This window comes from Streptomyces sp. NBC_01304, from assembly GCF_035975855.1.
Lineage (GTDB): Bacteria > Actinomycetota > Actinomycetes > Streptomycetales > Streptomycetaceae > Streptomyces.
The window spans coordinates 8810819-8829944 of the sequence record NZ_CP109055.1; the positions used below are offsets into that span (position 1 = coordinate 8810819).

General features: G+C 72.0%; 21 protein-coding genes and 7 tRNA genes. 16 read left to right on the forward strand and 12 right to left on the reverse strand.

What is annotated here, in order from left to right:
• The first annotated feature begins 141 nt into the window (after positions 1-141).
• Both cobA and OG430_RS39200 read left to right on the forward strand, forming a co-directional pair.
• A complete protein-coding gene (cobA, locus tag OG430_RS39195) occupies positions 142-1392 on the forward strand; it encodes a uroporphyrinogen-III C-methyltransferase (protein ID WP_327357418.1) in 1251 nt (416 codons plus the stop codon).
• An 85-nt stretch (positions 1393-1477) separates the two neighbouring features.
• The gene (locus OG430_RS39200) at positions 1478-2296 is read left to right on the forward strand and encodes a TrmH family RNA methyltransferase (RefSeq protein WP_327357419.1); all 819 of its coding nucleotides are present in this window, start codon (positions 1478-1480) and stop codon (positions 2294-2296) included.
• Positions 2297-2339: 43 nt separating this feature from the next.
• Here the strand turns inward: OG430_RS39200 and OG430_RS39205 are convergent, their stop codons facing one another.
• Positions 2340-3629 carry a serine/threonine-protein kinase gene (locus tag OG430_RS39205; RefSeq protein WP_327357420.1) on the reverse strand — a complete coding sequence of 430 codons (1290 nt, stop codon included), beginning with the start codon at positions 3627-3629 and terminating at the stop codon, positions 2340-2342.
• A 210-nt stretch (positions 3630-3839) separates the two neighbouring features.
• On the opposite strand from OG430_RS39205, the gene OG430_RS39210 reads away from it, so the two are divergent.
• The 4 genes from OG430_RS39210 to OG430_RS39225 all read left to right on the forward strand — a co-directional run bounded on the left by OG430_RS39210 (position 3840) and on the right by OG430_RS39225 (position 6134).
• Entirely contained in the window at positions 3840-4109 is a 270-nt protein-coding gene (locus OG430_RS39210) for a hypothetical protein (protein WP_327357421.1), read from the forward strand.
• Positions 4110-4297: 188 nt separating this feature from the next.
• Entirely contained in the window at positions 4298-4507 is a 210-nt protein-coding gene (locus tag OG430_RS39215) for a hypothetical protein (protein WP_327357422.1), read from the forward strand.
• A 297-nt stretch (positions 4508-4804) separates the two neighbouring features.
• A complete protein-coding gene (locus OG430_RS39220) occupies positions 4805-5755 on the forward strand; it encodes a phosphotransferase family protein (protein WP_442816641.1) in 951 nt (316 codons plus the stop codon).
• A gap of 70 nt (positions 5756-5825) precedes the next feature.
• Positions 5826-6134: a TFIIB-type zinc ribbon-containing protein gene (locus OG430_RS39225; protein WP_327357423.1), complete on the forward strand. Its 309-nt coding sequence runs from the start codon at positions 5826-5828 to the stop codon at positions 6132-6134.
• 55 nt (positions 6135-6189) lie between these two features.
• On the opposite strand, the gene OG430_RS39230 is transcribed toward OG430_RS39225, so the two are convergent.
• From OG430_RS39230 to OG430_RS39250, 5 genes are all read right to left on the reverse strand, one after another.
• A tRNA-Val gene (locus tag OG430_RS39230) sits at positions 6190-6264 on the reverse strand.
• A gap of 45 nt (positions 6265-6309) precedes the next feature.
• Positions 6310-6381, reverse strand: a tRNA-Val gene (locus tag OG430_RS39235).
• Positions 6382-6418: 37 nt separating this feature from the next.
• Positions 6419-6490: transfer RNA gene (locus tag OG430_RS39240), tRNA-Val, on the reverse strand.
• Between the two features lies 1 nt (position 6491).
• Positions 6492-6565 (reverse strand) — tRNA-Cys (locus tag OG430_RS39245).
• Positions 6566-6602: 37 nt separating this feature from the next.
• Positions 6603-6675 (reverse strand) — tRNA-Gly (locus OG430_RS39250).
• A 144-nt stretch (positions 6676-6819) separates the two neighbouring features.
• Between OG430_RS39250 and OG430_RS39255 the strand changes: the two genes are divergently transcribed.
• The 3 genes from OG430_RS39255 (at position 6820) to OG430_RS39265 (ending at position 9568) form a co-directional block, all read left to right on the forward strand.
• On the forward strand, positions 6820-7863 hold the full coding sequence (locus tag OG430_RS39255) for a chorismate-binding protein (protein ID WP_327357424.1): 1044 nt from the start codon (positions 6820-6822) through the stop codon (positions 7861-7863).
• Positions 7860-8681 carry an aminotransferase class IV gene (locus OG430_RS39260; RefSeq protein WP_327357425.1) on the forward strand — a complete coding sequence of 274 codons (822 nt, stop codon included), beginning with the start codon at positions 7860-7862 and terminating at the stop codon, positions 8679-8681. Before OG430_RS39255 ends, OG430_RS39260 begins: the two co-directional genes overlap by 4 nt.
• 62 nt (positions 8682-8743) lie before the next feature.
• Positions 8744-9568 (forward strand): GNAT family N-acetyltransferase, encoded by an 825-nt coding sequence (locus tag OG430_RS39265; RefSeq protein WP_327357426.1) that lies wholly within the window; start codon positions 8744-8746, stop codon positions 9566-9568.
• A gap of 27 nt (positions 9569-9595) precedes the next feature.
• Here the strand turns inward: OG430_RS39265 and OG430_RS39270 are convergent, their stop codons facing one another.
• On the reverse strand, positions 9596-10120 hold the full coding sequence (locus OG430_RS39270; RefSeq protein WP_327357427.1) for a DsbA family protein: 525 nt from the start codon (positions 10118-10120) through the stop codon (positions 9596-9598).
• A 165-nt stretch (positions 10121-10285) separates the two neighbouring features.
• Between OG430_RS39270 and OG430_RS39275 the strand changes: the two genes are divergently transcribed.
• Positions 10286-10726, forward strand: a complete 441-nt coding sequence (locus OG430_RS39275) for a hypothetical protein (protein WP_327357428.1) — start codon at positions 10286-10288, stop codon at positions 10724-10726.
• A gap of 37 nt (positions 10727-10763) precedes the next feature.
• On the opposite strand, the gene OG430_RS39280 is transcribed toward OG430_RS39275, so the two are convergent.
• From OG430_RS39280 to OG430_RS39290, 3 genes are all read right to left on the reverse strand, one after another.
• The gene (locus OG430_RS39280; protein WP_327357429.1) at positions 10764-10940 is read right to left on the reverse strand and encodes a hypothetical protein; all 177 of its coding nucleotides are present in this window, start codon (positions 10938-10940) and stop codon (positions 10764-10766) included.
• A gap of 124 nt (positions 10941-11064) precedes the next feature.
• Positions 11065-11622, reverse strand: a complete 558-nt coding sequence (locus OG430_RS39285) for a CGNR zinc finger domain-containing protein (protein WP_327357430.1) — start codon at positions 11620-11622, stop codon at positions 11065-11067.
• 269 nt (positions 11623-11891) lie between these two features.
• Positions 11892-12305: an SsgA family sporulation/cell division regulator gene (locus tag OG430_RS39290; protein WP_003959770.1), complete on the reverse strand. Its 414-nt coding sequence runs from the start codon at positions 12303-12305 to the stop codon at positions 11892-11894.
• A 191-nt stretch (positions 12306-12496) separates the two neighbouring features.
• On the opposite strand from OG430_RS39290, the gene OG430_RS39295 reads away from it, so the two are divergent.
• Both OG430_RS39295 and OG430_RS39300 read left to right on the forward strand, forming a co-directional pair.
• Positions 12497-12952: a TIGR02611 family protein gene (locus tag OG430_RS39295; protein WP_327357431.1), complete on the forward strand. Its 456-nt coding sequence runs from the start codon at positions 12497-12499 to the stop codon at positions 12950-12952.
• Between the two features lie 95 nt (positions 12953-13047).
• Positions 13048-13119 (forward strand) — tRNA-Val (locus tag OG430_RS39300).
• Between the two features lie 82 nt (positions 13120-13201).
• Here OG430_RS39300 and OG430_RS39305 read toward each other — a convergent pair.
• Positions 13202-15586 carry an SCO7613 C-terminal domain-containing membrane protein gene (locus OG430_RS39305; RefSeq protein ID WP_327357432.1) on the reverse strand — a complete coding sequence of 795 codons (2385 nt, stop codon included), beginning with the start codon at positions 15584-15586 and terminating at the stop codon, positions 13202-13204.
• Positions 15587-15678: 92 nt separating this feature from the next.
• Between OG430_RS39305 and OG430_RS39310 the strand changes: the two genes are divergently transcribed.
• A complete protein-coding gene (locus OG430_RS39310; protein WP_327357433.1) occupies positions 15679-16125 on the forward strand; it encodes an SRPBCC family protein in 447 nt (148 codons plus the stop codon).
• Positions 16126-16186: 61 nt separating this feature from the next.
• Positions 16187-16258 (forward strand) — tRNA-Val (locus tag OG430_RS39315).
• Positions 16259-16345: 87 nt separating this feature from the next.
• Here the strand turns inward: OG430_RS39315 and OG430_RS39320 are convergent.
• Positions 16346-17071, reverse strand: coding sequence for a 3'-5' exonuclease (locus tag OG430_RS39320; RefSeq protein WP_327357434.1), 726 nt, complete (start codon positions 17069-17071; stop codon positions 16346-16348).
• Between the two features lie 201 nt (positions 17072-17272).
• Between OG430_RS39320 and OG430_RS39325 the strand changes: the two genes are divergently transcribed.
• Both OG430_RS39325 and OG430_RS39330 read left to right on the forward strand, forming a co-directional pair.
• The gene (locus tag OG430_RS39325; RefSeq protein ID WP_327357435.1) at positions 17273-17839 is read left to right on the forward strand and encodes a DUF4365 domain-containing protein; all 567 of its coding nucleotides are present in this window, start codon (positions 17273-17275) and stop codon (positions 17837-17839) included.
• A complete protein-coding gene (locus OG430_RS39330; RefSeq protein WP_327357436.1) occupies positions 17839-19068 on the forward strand; it encodes a hypothetical protein in 1230 nt (409 codons plus the stop codon). Before OG430_RS39325 ends, OG430_RS39330 begins: the two co-directional genes overlap by 1 nt.
• Positions 19069-19126: the final 58 nt, after the last annotated feature.

The window sequence follows — 19126 nt, forward strand, 5'->3', positions numbered from 1 at the left end:
CTTTCGGGAAGGGGCGGGGTGGGGAAAGATCCCCACCCCGCGCCGTACCCTGTACCCGCACCACAACACCCCAAAGCCCCACGTCAAAGAGCCGCTCCACCGCCGCAGCGGCGCACGCCTCCCGCACGAGGAGCCCCGCTCATGGCCCAGCACCCCGCGTACCCCGTAGGCCTCCGCCTCACCGGCCGCCGCGTAGTAGTCCTCGGCGGCGGCCAGGTGGCCCAGCGCCGCCTCCCGGCACTGATCGCAGCGGGCGCCGACATCACGATGATCTCCCCGACGGCGACACCCTCGGTCGAGGCGATGGCGGACACCGGCGAGATCCGCTGGGAGAAGCGGGCGTACGCCCAAGGGGACCTGGGCCAGGCCTGGTACGCCCTGATCGCGACCAGCGACCACGAGGCCAACGAGGCGGCCAGCGCGGAAGCGGAGGCGCACCGCGTCTGGTGCGTCCGCTCCGACGACGCCGACGCGGCAACCGCCCTCACCCCGGCAACCGGCCACAGCGAGGGGGTAACCGTCGCCGTCCTCACCACGGACGTGCGAGGCCGCGACCCCCGCCGCACCGCCGCCATCCGCGACGCGGTCGTCGAGGGCCTGCGCGACGGCACGCTGGTCGCCCCGCACCACCGCACCCGCAACCCCGGCGTCGCCCTGGTCGGCGGCGGCCCCGGCGACCCCGACCTGATCACCGTCCGCGGCCGCCGCCTGCTCGCCGAGGCCGACGTGGTCATCGCCGACCGCCTCGGCCCGCGCGACCTGCTCGCCGAACTCCCGCCGCACGTCGAGGTGATCGATGCCGCGAAGATCCCGTACGGCCGCTTCATGGCCCAGGAAGCGATCAACAACGCCCTGATCGAGCACGCCAAGGCGGGCAAGTCGGTGGTCCGCCTCAAGGGCGGCGACCCGTTCGTCTTCGGCCGCGGCATGGAGGAGGCCCAGGCGCTCGCCGAGGCGGGCATCCCCTGCACGGTCGTGCCCGGCATCTCCAGCTCGATCAGCGTGCCGGGCGCCGCAGGCATCCCGGTCACGCACCGAGGCGTGGCCCACGAGTTCACGGTCGTCAGCGGTCACGTGGCCCCCGACGACGAACGCTCCCTCGTCGACTGGTCGGCCCTCGCCAAGGGCCGCGGCACGCTCGTCGTCCTGATGGGTGTCGACAAGATCGGCGCGATCGCCGCCAAGCTCATCGAGGGCGGCAAGAGCCCCGACACCCCGGTCGCCCTCGTCCAGGAAGGCACCACCGCGACCCAGCGCCGCGTCGATGCCACCCTCGCCACGGTCGCCGAAACCGTCACGAAGGAAGAGGTCCGCCCCCCGGCGGTGATCGTCATCGGCGACGTGGTGGAAGTGGGCCCCACCTCGCAGGCCGACCCCGAAGCCACGGCCTGACCCCCGCCCGCACCTCCGTAACCAGCGGTAACTCAATCCCCGCCGAGCCGTTGGCACCGCACCCAGGACAAGGCAGTATCACCCTGTGGCTGATCTCATCACTGTCGACGACCCCGACGACCCGCGCCTGCGCGACTACACCGGCCTGACCGACGTAGAACTGCGACGCAAGCGCGAACCCGCCGAAGGACTCTTCATCGCCGAGGGCGAGAAGGTGATCAGACGCGCCAAGGACGCCGGTTACGAGATGCGTTCCATGCTGCTCTCGGCCAAGTGGGTCGACGTGATGCGGGACGTCATCGACGAGCTCCCCGCCCCCGTGTACGCGGTCAGCCCGGACCTGGCCGAGAAGGTCACCGGCTACCACGTGCACCGGGGCGCGCTCGCCTCCATGCAGCGCAAGCCGCTGCCCTCGGCCGACGACCTCCTCACCACGGCCCGCCGGGTCGTGGTCATGGAATCGGTCAACGACCACACCAACATCGGCGCGATCTTCCGCTCCGCAGCCGCCCTCGGCATGGACGCGGTCCTGCTCTCCCCGGACTGCGCCGACCCGCTCTACCGCCGCTCGGTGAAGGTCTCCATGGGCGCGGTCTTCTCCGTCCCGTACGCGCGTCTCGAATCCTGGCCCAAGAGCCTGGAGACGGTCCGCGAGGCGGGCTTCAAACTGCTCGCCCTCACCCCGGACGAGAAGGCCTCGACCCTCGACGAGATGGCCCCGCACCGCATGGACCGGGTGGCCCTGATGCTCGGCGCGGAGGGCGACGGCCTGTCCACGCAGGCGCTGGTCGCCGCCGACGAATGGGTGCGCATCCCGATGGCGCACGGCGTCGACTCGCTCAATGTGGGTGCCGCGGCAGCGGTCGCGTTCTACGCGGTGACGGCAGGCCGACCGCAGTCCTGAAGCGGCCCGTGGCCCGGCCGCGTACACCGCTGTTCGGATACGTTCATCCGGATACGTTGCCGGGCTCGCCGGAGCCGGACACCTCGTGCACTCCCTGCCCCGAGGTCAGCCGCCCGAGCCCCTTCGCCGGTCCCTGGCAGCCCTGCGCCGCCGCGATCCCCAGCGCCACGAGCAGCGTCACCACGACGAAGACGATCAGCCGCTGCCGCAATAGCCGCGGATTGGCAGGGATGCGCCGCCCGGTACCGGTCGTACGCGGAGCAGGGCGGCCGTTGGTGGAGCGCGGCGCGGGACGGCTGCCCGAGCGGCCGGTGTTCCTGGGCGCCGGCGGGCGCTGCCCGGGGCGCGAGGCGCTGGGGCGGGACGTACCTGAGGCACTGGGGCGGGACGGCGGCGGAGTGGGCGACTGGGCCCGCCGGGTGCGCTGCGCCGCGTAGTCGTCGGAGCGCTCGGTGTTCCGCTCCTGCGGCTGCTCGCGGCGGGGCGCGGGCGGCCGGGCGTCGGTCAGGCCCTGCGCCTCCCTGGCCGCGATCTCCTTGAGCCGCTGGGAGAGTTGAAGGGTGCTGGGCCGGTCCTCGGGCGTCTTCGCCAGGCAGGCCCGCACCAGCGGCGCCAGCGCGTCCGGCACCCCGTGCAGCTGCGCCTCCTCGTGCACCACGCGATAGAGCATGACCTCGGAACTGCCGTGCCCGAAGGGCGAGTCACCCATCGCGGCGTACGCGAGCGTCGCCCCCAGCGAGAACACATCCGTGGCGGGAGTGACCGCCGCGCCCCGCACCTGCTCCGGCGCGAGGAAGCCGGGTGAGCCGACCGCCGTGCCCACGTGCGTGAGCGTGCTGGCACCGGTCGCCCAGGCGATGCCGAAGTCGATGATGCGCGGACCCTTGGGCGACAGAAGGATGTTCGACGGCTTCAGGTCACGGTGTACGACACCGGCCTCGTGCACGGCGACCAGTCCTTCGGAGAGCGCCGAGCCGACCGCCGCCACCTCGGCCGCGGTCAACGGGCCTTCCTCCGCCACCTTGTCGTGCAGCGAGGGCCCGGGAACGTATTGCGTCGCGAACCACGGCCGGTCCGCCTCGAGATCGGCGGCGACGAGCCGGGCGGTGCATCCGCCGCGAATCCTGCGCGCGGCCGACACCTCACGGGCGAACCGCGACCGGAACTCCTGATCCTCCGCCAGATCCGGCCGGATCACTTTGAGCGCGACCCGCTGCCCGCGCCGGTCGGAGCCCAGATAGACCACGCCCATACCACCGGCGCCCAGCCGTCTGTGCAGCCTGAACGAGCCGACGACACGCGGGTCCTCGCGCCGGAGCCGCATCATCGCCATCCCGTTTCCTGTCGCCCTGTTGCCCTGACCGATTGACGAGCCACAGCTTACGTTTCCGTGCTCGTGCGCGTGCATAGGCCGCGCCTTCGGCGGCCGATCGATTGTCAGTGCCGGGTGGGAGAATTGAAGAGTGGTCAGAAGACCGGGGACGCAGGGCTTTTGAGGGTGTTGGGGTCCTCAACGGTCCGCCGTAGAAGGGGGATTGGGTTCATGAAGGGTGACCGCGTGGAGATAGTCGTGGACGCAGGTGACACGACGCGTACGTACGAGGTGGTGGCAAGCAGGGCGGGCCGCCGGGTGGAGACGGCGGTGCGCAGGGGGGTGGTCGAAGTGAGCGAAGTCACCCGCAGTGGCTCCGTGGTGCGCACGGCACGGTTCATGGCGACCCGGGTGCTCGCGCTGGTGGAGCAACCGGTGCCGCGGGAGGACGCTTCTGAGGTCGCAGCACAGCGACCCCTCCGGGAAGACCCCAAGACCTAGGTCTTCCTCTCCACCCAGGGGAGTACGTCATAGGGGTGGGGGTCATCCTGCGGGAGGCCCGGCATTCAGTACGAAGGCATGACGCCGGGGGAGCCGCCGACCCCTAGATTTGAAGTCAAGCGGCGGGTGCAGCACTCGTCCCCCGAGGTCAGACACCCGCCGCTTGCCAACACGACAGGAGAGGGACCATGGCCGACACGGCATCGCGGACGATGATCCGCACGCAGGGACGCAAGGCATACGCCGCGTTCGGCGGCCGCCCGTCCGGCACCCGGCGACACCCACTGGTGGCGACGATCATGGTTCTTCCCCTGGCGGCTCTGCTCGTGGTCGTCTTCGGCGGCTGGGACGCGGTGGTCGCACAAGCGTCGTCCGTGGGCGTGATGCTGGGGCGCTGAGCGGCGACCCCAGGCCCGGAAGAGCGGTCCGGGCGGGGACATCCGGCCATGAAACCCCGTGGGGACGGGGGTGCGGCGGACGGCAAGAAATGCCCGCGCAGCGGTTTCGCTGCGCGGGCATTGCCATGTCCTGGCCCCGCCGTCAGGTGGGGTTCGCCCACCGGAGCGCAACGGGGGCTCCGGCCCCGGACCCCCGAATCGGCCTTCGGCCTCTGTCCTCAAACGCCGGACGGGCTGAATTGGCCCCGACGGTAGGCTCAGCGGGAGTTTCAGTGACGTACGACCGCAGGGGGAGCCGTGACCACGACGGTCCTGGAGGGACTCAGCGCGAGTGCCCGGGGCGTGGTGCATCGCGGGGCGAAGTCCTGCGACTGCGCGGGCGCCACCGTCCTCGCCGACCGGCACGACGGCACCGTCGTCCGGCACGGGGACATCGTCGCCAAGGCGCACGCCCCCGACGCGGACCGGTCGGAGCTGGCTGTGCGTACGGCGGTCGCCGCGCACCCCGCCCTGGCGGGCATCCTGCTGCCTCCGCTCGCGATCCCGGGGGCGGAACTGCACGGCCGCGCCGTCTCGTTCTGGCCGCACGGCACCCCCGTCGACCCCGAGGCACCCGACGAGGCCCCCTGGGAGCAGGCCGCCACCCTCCTGGCCCGACTGCACCGCACGCCCACCGCCCAACTCCCCGGCCCCGTCCCGCAGATGCGCGGCCCCGTCAAGGCGGCCCTCGCCGTCGCGCGCATGCGCAAGGCGGGCCCGCACCCCGCCGCCGCCCCCGTCGAGGGGGCCTGGTCGACGCTGCCGGCCTGGGCCCGCGCCGAGGCCCCGATGCCGCACGCCACCACCCTGTGCCACGGCGACCTCCACCTGGGCCAGCTGGTTCGCCACCCGACCCCCGGCGGAGCCTGGCTCCTGATCGACGTGGACGACCTGGGCCTCGGCGCCCCGGCCTGGGACCTGGCCCGCCCCGCCGCCTGGTACGCGGCGGGCCTCCTCGACCCGGACGCCTGGACCCGCTTCCTCGGCGCGTACCGCGCGGCCGGCGGCCCCGCGGTGCCCGCCGACGGGGACCCCTGGCCGGCCCTCGACACCGCCGCGCAGGCGCTGACCGTACAGACCGCGGCCCTCGCGATCGCCAAGTCCCGGGCCGAGTCCCGTGAGCTGGACGACGTGGAGCTGGCCGTGGTGCACGCCTGTGACCGTATTGCGGCACTCCCACCGCAGTTGGCGCCCGGTGCCCCCAAGTAGGGTGCGAGGGAACGAAGCCGGGCACAGATCCCGGTGAAGGCGTACCGACCGGCGAGGAGTTGAGCCGAAGATGCAGTGTCCCAAGTGCCGAGCACCGATGCAGACGTACAACCGCAACGGCGTCCAGATCGAGCAGTGCAGCGGCTGCCGAGGGATATTCCTGGACTACGGCGAGCTCGAGTCGCTGACCCGGCTCGAGGGGCAGTGGCAGCAGCAGGCCCCGCCGCCGCCCGGCCCGCAGGCGTACCCTGCCGCCCCGGCCCCGCAGGCCTACCCGGCCGCCCCGGCCCCCGCCTGGGGCTCGCCGCAGCACGGCGGCGGCCACTATGGCCACGGCCACCGGCAGAAGAGCTTCGGCCGGATGCTTTTCTCCTCCTGAGCCGCTCGCCTGAGCACGCAGAAGCCCCCGGCCGAAAGGCCGGGGGCTTCAGTGCTGGTGCGCGATACTGGGATTGAACCAGTGACCTCTTCCGTGTCAGGGAAGCGCTCTCCCGCTGAGCTAATCGCGCGGGGATCGAAGTGCGAACTCCGGTACTGCGGTGGTGCGAACTGCGTGCGCGATACTGGGATTGAACCAGTGACCTCTTCCGTGTCAGGGAAGCGCTCTCCCGCTGAGCTAATCGCGCGGGGATCCTTGCGGACCAGATCTTCAGTTGTCTTGCGTGCGCGATACTGGGATTGAACCAGTGACCTCTTCCGTGTCAGGGAAGCGCTCTCCCGCTGAGCTAATCGCGCTTGGAGGTGGAGACGGGATTTGAACCCGTGTAGACGGCTTTGCAGGCCGTTGCCTCGCCTCTCGGCCACTCCACCAGGAGCGTAGGGGTTCGGGAAGATCCCCCACATCCTGAGCGGACGACCAGGTTCGAACTGGCGACCTCAACCTTGGCAAGGTTGCGCTCTACCAACTGAGCTACGTCCGCTTGTCCGTCCGGCCCGCTTCCGCGTCCCGGCGACGTGTTGAACTCTAGCGGATTCCGGGGCCAGCACAAAAACGCGTTTACGCAGCGTGCTGAGCTGACACCGGCCCAGGGCGGCCTCCTGACACCGGCCATAGACTCACAGCCGTGCACGACCTAGCTCCCATGGCGCGCTTCGGCGGCCTCGTCGCCACCGATCTGTGCGATGTCACCAGCGATCCCGCCGCCCTGGACTCCACCGGCTTCTGGGCGGTCACGGCGGACTTCGAGGGCCGCCTCGTCTGCGCCCGCTTCGGCGACGTACGCAAGGCCCCGGTTCCCGAGCCCACGCCCGGGCAGTGGCGCGGACCTGCGCAGCATGACTGGACGACATCGCTCGACCACACCGCGTACACCTCGGGCGTACGACGGATCCGCGAGCACATCGCGGCCGGCGAGGTCTACCAGGCCAACCTCTGCCGGGTGCTGTCCGCGCCCATCGGCGAAGGCGCCGACGTGGACGCCCTGACGGCGCTGCTCGCCCGCGGCAACCCCGCTCCCTACGCGGGGACCATCCGGCTGCCGGGCCACGGCGTGGAGATCGCCACGGCCTCGCCGGAGCTGTTCCTCCGCCGCGACGGGCGGGTCGTCGAGTCGGGGCCGATCAAGGGGACCGGGCGGACCGAGGCGGATCTCCTGGACAAGGACCACGCCGAGAACGTGATGATCGTGGACCTGGTCCGCAACGACCTCGGCCGGGTCTGCGCCACCGGATCCGTGACCGTGCCCGACCTCTGCGTGGTGGAGAAGCACCCCGGCCTGGTCCACCTCGTGTCCACGGTGCGCGGCGAGCTCGCCGACGGCGCCGGCTGGCCCGAACTCCTTGCCGCGACGTTCCCGCCCGGGTCCGTCACCGGCGCCCCTAAGTCCAGCGCGCTCAGGATCATCGAGGCGCTGGAGACGGCGCCGCGCGGTCCGTACTGCGGCGGCATCGGCTGGGTCGACGCGGACCGGGGGGCTGCGGAGCTGGCCGTGGGCATTCGTACGTTCTGGATCGACCGGGACGCGGGCGCCTTGCGGTTCGGCACCGGCGCGGGCATCACCTGGGGCTCGGACCCCGAGCGGGAGTGGCAGGAGACCGAGCTCAAGGCGGCCCGGCTGCTCGCGGTAGCGTCGGGGACGTACGACCCGACGAGAGGGAACGGCACGTGAAGATCTGGCTCAATGGCGGGCTGCGGGACGAGGACGCGGCCCGGGTCTCCGTCTTCGACCACGGCCTGACGGTGGGTGACGGGCTCTTCGAGACGCTCAAGGCGGTCGACGGCAGCCCCTTCGCGCTCACCCGCCACCTCGACCGTCTGACCCGCTCGGCGCGCGGCCTCGGCCTGCCCGAACCGGACCTGGACGAGATCCGCCGGGCCTGCGCCGCCGTGCTCGAGGCCAACCCGCTCGCGTACGGCCGCCTGCGCATCACCCTCACCGGCGGCCTCTCGCCGCTCGGCTCGGACCGCGGCGAGGCGCCGCCCACGCTGATCGTCGCGCTCGGCGAGGCGACGCGGCGGCCGGACAGCACGGCCGTGATCACCGTGCCCTGGACGCGCAACGAGCGCAGCGCGATCGCCGGCCTCAAGACCACGTCGTACGCGGAGAACGTCGTCGCGCTCGCCCGTGCCCGCGAACGGGGCGCCAGTGAGGCCCTGTTCGGCAACACCGTGGGGCAGCTGTGCGAGGGCACGGGCTCCAACGTCTTCGTCGTGCTCGACGGCGAACTGCACACGCCGCCGCTCGCCTCCGGCTGCCTCGCGGGCATCACCCGCGCGCTCACCGTGGAATGGACGGGCGCCCACGAGACGGACCTGCCGCTCGACGTGCTCGACCGCGCCGAAGAGGTCTTCGTGACGTCCTCGCTGCGCGACATCCAGCCCGTGCACCGCGTCGACTCCCGCGAACTGCCGGGCACGCCCGGCCCGGTCACCACGAAGGCCATGCGGACCTTCGAGGAGCGTGCCGCCGCGGACATCGACCCGTAACCCGTGCTTCCGGGCCCCCAATCAGGATGACGGGACGCCCCGCAGCGGGTAGAAAGCCCGTGATGACGACGACCCTGCGGCCGACCGGGCCGATACAGCGCGAAGCGGGCGAGGTGCGCTCCCGCCCCTACCAGGTGTGCGTGAACAGCCGCCCCGTCGGCACCACCGTGCTCGCCACGCATCCCGTGTTCGGCCCGACGGTCGGCCAGATCCGCACGCTGGCCATCGACGAGCCCGACCGCAGGCGCGGCCGGGGGACCGTCGCCGCGCTCGCCGCCGAGGAGGTCCTGCGCGGCTGGGGCTGCAAGCGGGTCGAAGTGGCCGTGCCCGCGGACGCCACGGCCGCGCTGTCCCTCGGCACGGCGCTCGGCTACGTCGAGCGCAACCGCCACATGGCCAAGCCCCTCGGCGAGCGGCCGCCGTCCCTGCCTCCGGGCAGCGTGGGACGGCCGATGACCGAGCCGGAGTACGCGACCTGGCTGGCACAAGGGAAGGTCGCGTACGCCCAGGACTGGATCGAGCGAGGCGTCCCGGAGGCCGAGGCGCACGCCAAGTCCGAGGCGGACCATGCGAGTTCACTGCCCAACGGGCTGCGGACGCCGGGAGTCGTGTTCCGTGTCCTCGAGCACGCCGGCGCGGCCGTGGGCACGCTGTGGGTGTCGATGCGGGACGACGGTGCGTACGTGTACGACGTGCTCGTCGGCGAGGAACACCGGGGCCGGGGCCACGGCCGCACCCTGATGCTCCTCGCCGAGACCGAGGCCCGCACGGGGGGCGCGGACCGGATCGGCCTCAACGTCTTCGCCGGGAACACTCCGGCGCTGCGCCTGTACGAGTCGCTCGGCTACCGGCCGGTGACGTACTTCCTGTACAAGTCGCTGCTCTGAAGCGCCGGGCTTCCTGAAGTCCTGAGCTCAGCCCTGTTCGGCGAGCAGCCGGTCCGCGATCTGCTCGATGCGCTCGCGCAGACCGTCCTGGCTCTTGCCGCCGTCAAGGCGCTCGCCGTCGATGACGTAGGTCGGCGTGCCGGTGACGCCGATCGCCTTGCCCTCGGCGTGGTCGGCGTCCACGATCAGGATGTGCCGGCCGTCGATCAGGGCGGTGTCGAACTCCTCGGCGTCCAGGCCGAGCGCGCGGGCCGTATCGACCAGGAACGGCTCGCCCTGCTTGTCGAGTTCTTCCACGCGCCCGAGCACGGCCTCCACGAACGGCCAGCCCTGCCCCTGCTCGGCGGCCTCCTCTGCGGCCTGTGCGGCGGCGAAGGAGTGCTTGTGCTTCTCGAGGGGGAAGTGCCGCAGCCGCGGCTCGATCCGGTCGCCGTACCGGGCGCGCAGCGCGCGTACGTCGTCCAGGGCGGTGCGGCAGTCGGGGCACTGGAGCTCGCACCAGATGTCGAGGACGACGGGGCGGGCAGGGCCTGAGGGGGTGGAGTCGCTCATGGGCCCAGTCTCCCAGCCGCCGGGGCCCGGTCCCAACCCGGACCTGGGGAGGAGCCGAACCCGGACTTCTCCCTGAGGTCGCACCGGATCGTGGCCGCGGGCCGCCCGGACGGTGCAGGATGGAAGGGACGTATTCCCCGAGGCACCCCACCGCTGGAGGACCGGATGCTTGCCGAGACCGTCTGTTCCGCTGTGTCCGCGGCGGGCCTGGGCATCGCCGCGATCACCGCCTACCGCAAGCGCTTCTTGGCCGCGACGCGCATCGCGGCGTACTCCCTCGTCCCGGTCGGTCTCGTCATGACGGGCGTGGTCGAGTGGGTCACGGACCTGGTCTTCAAGCCCAGCACCTGGGTGGGCTTCGGAGTGCTCGGGATCGCTTGGGTGCTCTTCATGACCAGTCGGGCCGTGGAGCGACGCACGGGCGGCACCCGCAAGGAGCGCAAGGAGGCCCGGGCGGCTCAGCGCGAGGCGGTCGCCCCTACCGCGTCCGCGCCGTCCTTGGGCGCGGGCCGCTCGCCCTCGCCGACGGCGGCAAGGCCGAAGGCAGCCGCGCCCTCGGAGGACTTTTCCGACATCGAAGCCATCCTGAAGAAGCACGGAATCTAGGCCGCCCCGGTACGAGGGCAGGTCGGCAAGGTCCCGCTCACAGCAGCAGAAGATCGTGCACGGCTGCCGCGAGCAGCAGACAGCCGATCACCCCGAGGAAGATCATCAGGGGTGGTTGGGAGAGCGCGAAGAGGCAGCCGCGCGGTTCGGGCGTCGTGGGCGTGGTGGGCGCGGCCGTGGGTGCGGGGGCCTGCCCCGGTGAAGTGTCCTGCATCTCGGGGCGATGATGACGCAGCCGGGCCATCGCCAGCGACCAACACGCCCACTATCGGCGGGAGTTCGCTGAATCCCGTGCATTGCGTGCCCAACCCGTGCCCTGCTCTCGGGACGGGGCAGGATCAGCGTGTGGCTTCCTTGCGGCGGGCCCGGTAGGCCGCCACGTGCAGCCGGTTTCCGCAGGTCCGGCTGTCGCAGTAGCGCCGGGAGCGATTGCGCGAGAGATCGACGAAGGCCCGCCGGCAGTCCGGCGCCTCACACCGCCGCAGCCGCTCCTGCTCACCGGCGACCACGAAGAAGGCCAGCGCCATTCCGCAGTCGGCCGCCAGGTGGTCCGCGACGGAGGCGCCCGGTGCGAAGTAGTGCACATGCCAGTCGTAGCCGTCGTGATCGGTGAGCCGCGGTGTCGTGCCGGCCGCCGCCACCAGCTCATTGATCAACTGTGCGGCCGCCCGCGGCTCCGCGGCCGCGAAGACTTCGGCGAACAGCCCGCGCACCCGGCGCACCGCCGGCAGGTCGTGCTCCGACAGCACGCCCACGTCGCTGATGTCGTTCCGCAGCACGAACTCCCGCAGACCCGCGACGTCGGCAAGGCCGTCCGCCTTGTCGGCGTCCGCCGCGGAGTTCACCAGATCGACCACGGCGTCCAGCGCGCACCGGGTGTCATGGGTGATCAGCACGATTTGCTCCCTGGCCGGACGACGGTCGGTCGGGCGTTCGCCCGGCGGGCCTGCGCCCGCCTCTGGGGCCCGATGCTAGCCGCTCGCCCCGCGCACGCACCGGCGCCGTCCCCGCAGAATGGACCCTGCGGCGACGGCGCCGGTGACTGTATGCGATTGGTCCAGCAGTTGTTGTGCCGTTCTCCAGCGCTCATTGAGCCGCTGTCATGGCCCGCGCCGTCGCCCCGAGTCGGACGGCGTCGGGCTGTTCTCGGGTCGGCCGACCTCGCTCAGCTTTCGGCCAGGATGTGCGACAGCTCCGTATCGAGGTCGAAGTGACGGTGCTCGGTGCCGGGTGGCACGGCGGCGTCCGTCCGCTTCAGGAAGGACTCCAGGGCCCGCGCCGGGGCTTCGAGCAGGGCTTCGCCCTCCGGGGAGCTCAGGGCGATGCATACGACGCCCTGACCGTGACTGCGGGACGGCCAGACACGGACGTCACCGGTGCCGGTAGGCCGGTGCAGGCCTTCGGCGAGGAGATCGCGGGCGAAAACCCACTCGACGGTCTCCTCCGCTCCGGTGTGGAAGGTTGCGTGCACGGCATAGGGATCGGCCGTGTCATACCGCAGTCCTGCGGGTACAGGCAGTGAGGACTCGCTCGACACAACGAGGCGCAGGTGCAGCTCGCAGCTGACCGTGGTGTTCATAAGCGCCAGGGCCTTTCGCTCAGTGTGCGCTCGGGGATTCGCACGTCGGCGAAATCGACATGCCACCTACGGTGCCGTTGTAAACCCCTCTGAGGGATTTGGGGGAGTTTATGTCGCTCATACGGCCGACTGTGCGCTTTGGGCGTGCGTCCATTCCGGTGAACCGTTTCTCTCCGGTAATGTCAGGCCGTATGAATACGGGGAGTGACGAGCGGAATGAGGCCGTCGCAGCGGCTGAGCCGTCGGAATCGGAAACGAAGATCGAGAAGGTCGATGCGGAGCTCGGTTCGCGGGCGCCGGAGTTCATCCAGGCGCGCAGGGCCCTCCACCTGAGCTGGCAGGTCGGCGTCTTCATAGTCGGCTTCGCGGTGGTGGGCGCGGGCATCGTCATGCTGCCGTTGCCGGGGCCGGGCTGGCTCGTGATCTTCGGTGGCATGGCGATCTGGGCGACCGAGTTCGTCTGGGCGCAGCTGGTGCTGCGCTGGACCAAGCGCAAGGTGACCGAGGCGACGCAGCGGGCCCTGGATCCGCGGGTGCGCCGCCGGAACATCATCCTGACCACCATCGGTCTGGTGATCGTCGCCGCTCTGGTCGGTGTCTACGTGTGGAAGTTCGGCATCGTGATGCCGTGGAAGATCGACGAGTGACGACTCGTCGAGACACGTCGGCCGATGGGCGGCTGACCTGGGGGAGGCTGGTCGGGGGCACCCACTGACATGCGGTAATGTTCTCCGTGCCGCAGGGGCGATTAGCTCAGTGGGAGAGCACTTCGTTCACACCGAAGGGGTCACTGGTTCGAACCCAGTATCGCCCACCCTGAAGCGAAGGTCCGTGAGACTCCGAGTCTCACGGACCTTCGTCGTTTCCGGGTCCGGCGTTGAGGGCGATACGACGGCTCAGTGCATGCGCCCCAGCACGTCCCGCATCCTGCGGGCATCGCGCAGACGCTGCTCGTACGTCGCCCCCACGGCGAGCAGCAACAGGCCGGCCAGCGCCATCGGCAGCCACCGCGGCAGCGCCCCGACCACCTGCACCACGTACGGCGCCAGCTCGTGCAGCGCGTCCAGGGCGAGCACCGCGGAGCCGAGCGCCAGCGGGGCCTGCAGCCGGTGGTGGGACCCGGCCAGCGTGAGCAGCAGGGCGGCCGCGCCCAGCAGGAGCGGACGGAGCCAGTGCGTGTCGCCCCAGGCGGCGAGCAAGCTCGGCAGGAGCGTTGCCGCGAGCCCTGGGGCGTAGGCCGTCCAGGAGGAGGTCTCCGGGGCCCGGCGCCTGCGCAGTGCGCCGATGAACAGGGCGGGGACGGTCACGGGGAGGGTGTACGCCTCCGGGCTGCCGATGTCCCAGGCCGCGAGCCGGACCCAGGAGGCGGCCACGAACAGGGCGCCGGAGACGTACATGACCTGGCGCCGCTCGGGGCGCAGGGCCGTTCCCGCCGCGATGACCCCGACCAGGGCCAGGACCAGGGCGAGCATCGGGGCGTCGAGGCCCGCGAGACCGATGGCGAGCGCCGCGGCCGCGGCGCCGGACAGCTCGACCGGCAGGCCCGCGGCGCGGCCCGTCAGGCGCGCGCCGAGCAGGGCCGTCGCGGCGGGGACCGCCAGGACGGTCAACGCGATCCCGTGGGCCGGGAGTTCGAGGGCCGCGGGCACCGCCACGGCGAGCGCGGTGGCGTAGCCCACGGCGACGCAGGCCGGTACGGCGCGGCGTGCGCCCTCGGCGTACAGCCATGCGGCTCCCGCGTACGCGGCCAGCAGGACGCCGAACACCGCGAAGGTCGCCGGGCGGGTGGCGAGGGCGAGGCAGGACGCGGTCAGCGTGGATGCCAGGCCGCAGGCCAGCGCGGTGCCGGACTGGGCAGTGCCGGACAGCCGGACGGCTGCCGCGAGGGCGAGCGCGGCGAGCGTCAGGTGGAGGGACAGCCCGGCCGCGTACGGGAGTTGGAGGGACGCGGGCAGCGTGGTCGCGGACGACCAGAGCAGGGCCAGCGCCCCGCAGGCGGCCGGTGTGCGCCAGGCCGGGCCCGGTGGGATCAGGCGGTGTGCGGCGAGCAGGGTGCCCGCGACGGTGAGCAGGGTGACCGGGACCGCGAGGCCGGGGACGCCCGCCACCTCGGCGTGCGTGAGTTCCGGGGAGCCGGACCAGACCTGGCCGAGCCAAGTGGTCGGTTCCAGCAGGGACATGGCGGCCGTGGGCAGCGCCCACAGCAGTGCCGCGCCCGTCACCGCACCCGCGGCGCAGACCAGGCCGGGGCGAAGCGGACGCGGCAGTGCGGTGAGGGCCAGGGCCAACACCGCGATGCCGCACAGGAGATAGCCGGGGACGAGCCATGACGGGTCGAGGACCGTCCGCAGTACGCCGCCGACCGCCGCCACACCGGAGAGGCCGGCCAGCGCGCCGCACCAGGTCGACAAGTCGGCACGACCGGCCCGCCAGGCCGCGTGCAGCGCGATCGCGGTGGCAAGCAACAGCAGCACCCCGGCCCGCGCCGCGGCGTCCGGCCCCTGCGCCGTGACGGAGAGACCCGCCGCGCTCGCCGTGCCCCAGCCGCCCAGGGCCACGGCACCGGCGAACGCCACGACGCGCACCGGCAGCGGCCGCGCCCACAGCGCGACGAAGGTGTCCCCGGCGGCCGTGACCAGCAGCACGGCGATCAGCGTGCGCGGACCCGCGCCGTCCGCCAGGCCCCACAGGAGGAGCGGAAGTTGAGCCGCTGCGACGGCCACCGGTAGCGGCAGCCGCAGATCGCTCATGACCAGGCCGTACGCAACCCACAGGCCGGCCAGGACGGCGGATGCCGCCGCCGCGTAGCCCACGGCGTCGGCCTCAGGAAGTGCCACGCGGTGGAGCGCGTACGCGTCGAGGACCATCAGCGCGAGGCCGAGCGCGGCAACCGTCTCCGCCGTCGACCGCAGGCCGCGGCGCAGCAGCAGCGCCGGGACACCGAGCGCGGCAACCGTCACCGCGCCGAGCACCGCCGAACGGCCGCCGATCCCCAAGTGGCCCCAGCTGACCACCGTGAACGCGATCGCGGCGATCGTCAGCAGGATTCCGCCGAGCGTGAGCAGCACGTTCTGCACGTTGGGCGGCGTGCCCGGCGTGGGCTGTGCGTGCGGGGGAGCGGCGAACGGCGGACGCGGCGGGGTGGGACCGGCGGCCTGTGCCCGCAGCGCGCCGAGCAGCCAGGCCCGGCGGTGGAGCAACTGGGCGCGGCGGGCGTCGAGTCGGGCCAGCTCGTGGTCGAGGATCCGGAGTTCCTCGGCCGGTGGCGGGAAGGTCGTCATGCTGCCGAGTGTGGTCCCGGTCATGCCGCCGGACATGAGCCGGCCTACTCAGATCGGCCTGAGTACCGGTGCGACCCGGCACACTGACGACCATGGACTGGTGCCACTACCGCTTCCGCAGTGTCTGGGACCTGCCCGCGAACCCGGACGCCGTCTTCGCCGCCCTCGAACGCGTCGAGGACTATCCGTCGTGGTGGCCGCAGGTCCGCGAGACCGCGCGCCACGACGAGCGCAGCGGCTTCGTCCGCATCCGCTCCTTCCTGCCCTACGACTTGGTCGTGACCGTCCGGGAGCAGGTGCACGATCCGGCGGCGGGGGTGCTGGAAGTGGCGGCCACCGGCGATCTCGACGGCTGGGCGCGCTGGACGATCGGCGCCTTCAACGGCGGTGCGCGTGCCGTGTACGAGCAGGAGGTGGACGTGCGGCGCCCGCTGATGCGACGCCTCGCCGTGCCCGGGCGGCCGGTGTTCCTGCTCAACCACGCGCTGATGATGCGCAGCGGGAGGCGTGGCCTGCTCCGGTACCTGCACCGGGCCTGAACGGCGTTTGAATCGGGTTTGAAGGAAAGCCGCCGGGACCTGTATTGTTCGGTGCGTTCCCGGGCGATTAGCTCAGTGGGAGAGCACTTCGTTCACACCGAAGGGGTCACTGGTTCGAACCCAGTATCGCCCACCTGGGAAAGGCCGGTCCGTCACTGACGGACCGGCTTTTTTTGTGCGCGCGTACGTCCACGTCGGTCGCTGCGCGTACGTGGACGGGTCAGGCCGCCGCCGGCAGGTCGGGCCGCAGCGGCCACGCCGGGTCGACCGCCTCGGGGGTGCCGCTGCGGGCGAACCACGCCTGCAGGCCCCGCGCCTGGGCCGCGTGCCACACCGCCTGCAGCGTGTGCAGCTCGGCCGGGGTCAGCCGGTCCAGGCGGGACGCGAAACGACGCCCGATGGCCCGTACGAGATCGAGCGACGCCTGGGCGTCGGCGGCCGCGTCATGTGCGCCGGTCAGCTCCACGCCGTAGTGCTCGCACAGATCCGTCAGGGTGCGACGGCCCTTGCGGTAGCGGTCCAGGTGCTTGTCGAGGACGCGCGGATCCACCACGCACAGCGGATGGTTCTCCAGGTAGTTCGCGAGCGACGAGGCACGGTGGCGGCGCAACTCGCGGTCCAGGAGCGTCAGATCGAACGGCGCGTTCATGATGACGAGCGGCCGGCCGGTGGCGCTGAGATCGGCCAGTTCCCTGCCTATCTCCTCCACCACGGGAGCCGGCCAGCGGCCGTTGCGCTGCAGGTGGTCGTCCGTCAGGCCATGGATCTCGGTGGCCCCGGCCGGCACCGGAATGCCCGGATTCACCAGCCAGCGGCTGACGCGCGGCCGGCCGCCCGTGCAGTCCTGGACGATGATCGCGGCGGACACGATGCGGTCGTGCTCGACGTCCACGCCGGTGGTCTCGGTATCGAATGCGGCCAGGGGTCCCTCGTACCAGCTGGTCATGGTGATGCAACTCCTCGTTCACTACCGGCAGATGAACTTCGATCCCCTGCCCCAGCTGGTGATACCCGGGCCGTTTGCGCACTACGCCGACCGGTGACAACACAGGTGACGGGACGTCGAGTTGGGCGGGCCGTCGCGGGGAATCATCGATCGCATTCCGTCACGTACGAGGAATTGCCAAGCCCGGAAGGCTTGTTCGCCATGGCGCTCGCGCAGCCCGAACAGGGTGGGCTGCTGCCCGAGCGGATCGCACCGCTGCGCGGCACACTCGCCACCACCGCCTGTATGGAGACCCTTCAGGTGGGATATCTGCATGCCGTGGCGGCCGCGGCGGGATGTTCGCTCTCGCAGCCCTTTCCGGACAACGGCATCGACTGGCACGTCAGCCACAGCGCTTCCGGGCACACGGTCGACGACGAAGTCACCGTGAAAGTGCAGCTCAAGTGCACCTACCAGATACCGCCGAACCCCCCGGGGCCCGCCTTCTCCTTCACGCTGGACAACGCGCATCTGGTGAAGCTGGCCCGGACTCCGGTCTCGGTGCACAAGATCCTGGTCGTGATGCTGGTGCCGCGGTCGCCGGACGACTGGCTGCGCGCGAGTCACGACCGGCTCGATCTGCGGCACTGCTGCTACTGGACCAACCTGGCCGGACACCCGGTGCGGGGACGGCACCGGACCACCGTGCGGATGTCGACCGCCCGGATCTTCGACGACCGGGCGCTCTGCGAGATCATGACGCGCGTCGGGACGGGAGGGAGACCCTGATGCAGCACCGCCCGATCGACGAACCCCTGCGGCCGCACCCGGTGGAGGACGCCTCCTCCTGGGCCGCCGTGAGCCCTGAACCTACGCGGGTAGACCCCGCCGTCCTCGGCGCGCTGCTCGACCGGCACGGCTGGCGGCGGCGCGGCGGCGCGGCCGGGCGCTATGCGCGCTGGACGCCGCCCGGCGGGGCGATCGGCACCAGCCTGCTGGTGCCGGAGAGCCGCGCCTTCCCCGACAGCGACGACCTGCTCGGCGAGGCGCTGCTCGCCCTGTCCCGCAGTGCGGCGCCGTCCGCGCGCGAGGTGTTGGTGGGCCTCGCCGTGCCCAGCGACGAGATCCGCTGGGAGCGCGATGTGCCGCAGGGGCCCGCGGGGGCGGCGGCGTGGACCGTGGAGGAACAGCTGCGCTCCGCCGTACGTCAGATGCTGCTCGCCGGGGCGCTCGCGGTGCGCGGGCGGGCCGGGTACTACGGGGCACGGCATCGGCGTCCCGCCGCGGCGGCCCTGGCGAACGTGCTGGTGGGCCCCGCGCCGAACGGGCGGCATCTGACCGCCTTCGTGCCGGTGGAGGGCGGGCGGCCGCTGGTGGTGCGGCTCTCGCAGGCGCTGTACGCGGCCCGGGAGGCGGTCGACTACCAGCGGGCGACCGGCGGGATGGACGCCTTCGACTCGGCGGTCGAGGCGGGGGTGAGCCATGAGCTGATCGAGGCCCTTGTCGCCCTGGTGCGCGGGACCGAGGGGGCCCGCGTCGAGGTGGCCTGGGCGCCGGCGGCGGGGGTGCCCGAGGGGTGTGCGCCGCGGCCCGAGGTGGTCGAGTTCTCGGCGGGCGACCTTGCGGTGCTGCGCGAGGCGAGCGCGCGCTACCGGCACTCGGAGCCCTCGATGCCGGTACGGCTGACCGGAACCGTGGTGCGGATGCGCCGGCAGGGGCCGCGGGGGAGCGGGGCGGTGCGGATGCGGGTCATCGCCGGGGCGGATGTGCCGCACGTACGGATGACCCTCGACGAGGAGGCGTACCGGATAGCGGGCAGTGCGCATCTGGTCGGGCTGCCGATCCGGGTGTACGGGCGCTTGGAGAGCAGGGGCGGGTTCCGGCGGCTGACGGGGGCGTCCGAGGTGATGCCGGTGCAGGTGGACGAGGCGGAGCGGGACCGGATGATGAAGTCGTTGCAGGACAACCTGGACTTCTTCGAGGAGGCCTGCAGCGGGGAGGACGGGAGCTGCGAGTAGGGCCCCGGTTAACCGTTTCGCGAACGGCGTGGTCGGCTCGGTACGATTCCTCCTGCGT